Annotated in this window: 4 protein-coding genes; 1 reads left to right on the top strand and 3 read right to left on the bottom strand. The window is 68.9% G+C overall.

Going from position 1 to position 3122, the window contains the following annotated elements; all coding sequences use genetic code 11:
* Window positions 1-150: 150 nt before the first annotated feature.
* The 3 genes from ACLL81_RS05090 to ACLL81_RS05100 all read right to left on the bottom strand — a co-directional run bounded on the left by ACLL81_RS05090 (window position 151) and on the right by ACLL81_RS05100 (window position 2538).
* Window positions 151-1152, bottom strand: a complete 1002-nt coding sequence (locus ACLL81_RS05090; protein ID WP_411287261.1) for an aldo/keto reductase — start codon at window positions 1150-1152, stop codon at window positions 151-153.
* A 72-nt stretch (window positions 1153-1224) separates the two neighbouring features.
* Window positions 1225-1644: a GNAT family N-acetyltransferase gene (locus ACLL81_RS05095; protein ID WP_411287262.1), complete on the bottom strand. Its 420-nt coding sequence runs from the start codon at window positions 1642-1644 to the stop codon at window positions 1225-1227.
* A 21-nt stretch (window positions 1645-1665) separates the two neighbouring features.
* On the bottom strand, window positions 1666-2538 hold the full coding sequence (locus ACLL81_RS05100; protein ID WP_411287263.1) for a TauD/TfdA dioxygenase family protein: 873 nt from the start codon (window positions 2536-2538) through the stop codon (window positions 1666-1668).
* Window positions 2539-2628: 90 nt separating this feature from the next.
* On the opposite strand from ACLL81_RS05100, the gene ACLL81_RS05105 reads away from it, so the two are divergent.
* Window positions 2629-3122: AAA family ATPase (locus tag ACLL81_RS05105; protein ID WP_411287264.1), on the top strand; the 494-nt coding region annotated here is incomplete at its 3' end.

The raw sequence follows: 3122 nt of genomic DNA on the forward strand, positions 1-3122 counted from the left end.
GAGGATGGACCTGACAGCGGCCGAGCGCACGGAACTTCAAGTCGTGACCCAAAAGCGGACTCAATAGACTACCGCAAAGGGTCGCGAACCGAAATTGGGATCGCGGCAGGAAGCGGACCTTCAACGCGCTCGCATATCGGCGCCACTCCCCTAGGCCGCGGCCTCGGCCGGGGTCCGTTCGGTGTCCACCGAGGCCTGCATGGCCGGGGCGTAGCGCGAGCCGGTGACGGTGGTCTCGTTCACCTGCTCGTCGATCCGGCGGATGATGTCGTCGGTGAGGCGCACGGCCGCGGCGCCGGCGTTTTCGCGCATGTGCTTGGGCCGGGCGGTGCCGGGGATCGGCACGATGATCGGGTCCTTCTGCAGCAGCCAGGCGAGGCAGAGCTGGGCCGGCGTGCAGGCGGCTTCGGTGGCCAGGGCTTCCAGGGCCTCCAGCAGCTTCAGGTTGGCTTCGAACGCCTCGCCCTGAAACCGCGGCATGCCGGAGCGGAAGTCGCCGGGCTCCAGCTTCGCCGGGTCGCGCACCCCGCCGGCCAGGAAGCCACGGCCCACCGGCGAGAAGGCCACGAAGGCCACCCCCAGCTCGCGGCAGGCGTCCAGCACGGCGATCTCCGGGTTGCGGGTCCAGGGGGAGTATTCGGTCTGCAGGGCGGCGATCGGATGGGTGGCGTGGGCGCGGCGCAGGGTGGGGGCGGAGACTTCCGACAGGCCGATGGCCTTGATCTTGCCCTGCGCCACCAGCTCGGCCAGGGCGCCGACGCTGTCCTCGATGGGCACCCGGCGGTCCCAGCGGTGCAGGTAGTAGAGGTCGATGACCTCGGTGTTCAGGCGGCGCAGGCTCTCCTCGCAGGTGGCCTTGAGGATGTCCGGGTGGCCGTTCAGCTCGCGCTCAGTCCCCCGCGACAGGCCGCACTTGGAGGCCAGCACATAGTCGCCGCGCCGGTCGCCCAGCACCTCGCCCACCAAGGTCTCATTGTGCCCCAGGCCATAGACCGCGGCGGTATCGAGGAAGGTGTAGCCCTCGTCCAGGGCGCCCTTCAGCACCCGCTCGGCCTGGTCGCGAGGCGGCGGCGCGCCATAGGCGTGCGACAGGCTCATGCAGCCCAGGCCGATGGCGGAGACCTCAAATTCCCCGATACGCCGCTTGTCCATGAGCCCTCCGAGCTTGAAGAAAATATCCCCGCGACAAACGGCGCGCCGGGGCCGCCGTCAAGCCGCAGCGTCCTAGAGGTCGTAGAGGAACATCACGATGGGTTCGGCCTCGGCGCCCAGGGTTTCATAGAGCCGGCGGGCGGGGAGGTTGTCGGTTTCCGTGCCGACCCAGCTTTCCTCGCAGCCCAGTTCGCGGCCCCAGGCGAACATCTCGCCCATCATCCGCCGGGCGATGCCGCGCCGCCACAGGGTGGGCGTGACGCCGACCTCGTCAACGTAGAGCTCGGTGGGTTTGTCGGGATGGCGGTGGATGACCGCGGCCACCTGGCCCACCACCTCGTCCCCGGACATGGCCACCACCATCAGGTGGCCGGGGGCGGCCAGGTAGTCGATGAGCCGGCCGGTGTCGATGGCCTCGTCGAACACATCCTGCGCCACCCGCTCCAGCACCTGGCCGTCGGCGGCGCTGAGCCGTCTGATCTCGATCTCCATGGCGCCAACGAAAGCTATGGCTCAGACCGGCGCGTCGCCGGCGACGGTGGTGCGGTGCATCACCCGCAGGTGGCCGTCATAGCCGCCCTCGGCGAAGTGCATGGTGCAGCGGTTGTCCCACATGAGCAGCATCCCCGGCGACCAGCGGTGGCGGTAGATGAACTGGGGGTCGGTCATGTGCTTGAACAGGAAGCCCAGCAGGGCCTCGGTCTCCGGCGCCGTCAGGCCCTCGACGCCCACCGTGTAGACCGGGCTGATGAACAGGGCTTTTCGCCCGGTCACCGGATGCGTGCGGACCAGCGGATGGACCTGGGTGCGATCGGCCTCGGTGGAGGTGATGATCTGCATGGTCCGCTTCTCGGTCTCCTTGGCGAACATGCCCTTGGAGCCGTAGGGCCGCGCGGCGGAATGGATGGCGCGCAGCGGCGCCAGCATGGCCTGCATCGTCGGCGAGAGGGCCTCGTAGGCCCGGGCGCAGTCGGCGAACAGGGTGTCGCCGCCCACTGGCGGAACCACCTCGGAGCGCAGCAGGGTGGCGGCGGGGGGGCTGGCCTGGAAGCTCCAGTCGGAATGCCAGCCGGCCCCGAAGTTGGGGGCCTTCTCGTCAGCCTCGCGGCGCAGTTCCAGGACGTTGGGCCGGCCGGGCATCGGCTTGATGAACGGGTCGTCGCCGAAGTGTCCCATCTGCCGGGTGAACGCCTCGAGCTGGTCCAGATCCAGCGGCTGATCGGGAAACCGCACCACCGCGTGGCGGGCCCAGGCGGCGTTCACCTCGGCGGCGGTCTTGGCCGGCATCGGCCGGGTGAGGTCGAGGCCAGTGATCGCGGCGCCGAAACCGGTGGGCTCCGGCGTCACCTGGATGGTGCGGTACTCGCGGCTCAGTTCGCTCAGCATGGCGGGTCTCCCGGCGCGTCCGCAGAGCGCGCGCGATCAATGAAACACGTGTTTGCGTCCGCGTCTGCAAGCCTGTAATCGGACCCTCCCATGACCGCTTTCGACATCACCGAAGACAAGCTCCTGACCCTTGCCCCGGACAAGGTCGTCGGCTCGCGCGCCACCTTCGGGGTGGACTTCGACATGGACGTCCCGGCCTTCAGCCAGCGCGACAGCCACGTGCCGGACATGGACCTGGCCTACAAGTTCGATCCGGAGACCACGCGGGCGATCGTGGCGGGCTTCGCCCACAATCGCCGCGTCTTGATCTCGGGCCACCACGGCACCGGCAAGTCGACGCATATCGAACAGGTCGCCGCGCGCCTGAATTGGCCCCTGGTGCGGGTCAACCTCGACGGCCACATCAGCCGCAGCGATCTGCTGGGCAAAGATGCCCTGGTCATCCGGGAAGGCCAGCAGGTGACCGAATTTCGCGACGGCATCCTGCCGTGGGCCTTGCAGCGGAACGTGGCGCTGGTGTTCGACGAGTACGACGCAGGGCGACCCGACGTGATGTTCGTGATCCAGCGCCTGCTCGAGGTCGC

Source organism: Phenylobacterium sp. (assembly GCF_046590535.1).
Lineage (GTDB): Bacteria > Pseudomonadota > Alphaproteobacteria > Caulobacterales > Caulobacteraceae > Phenylobacterium.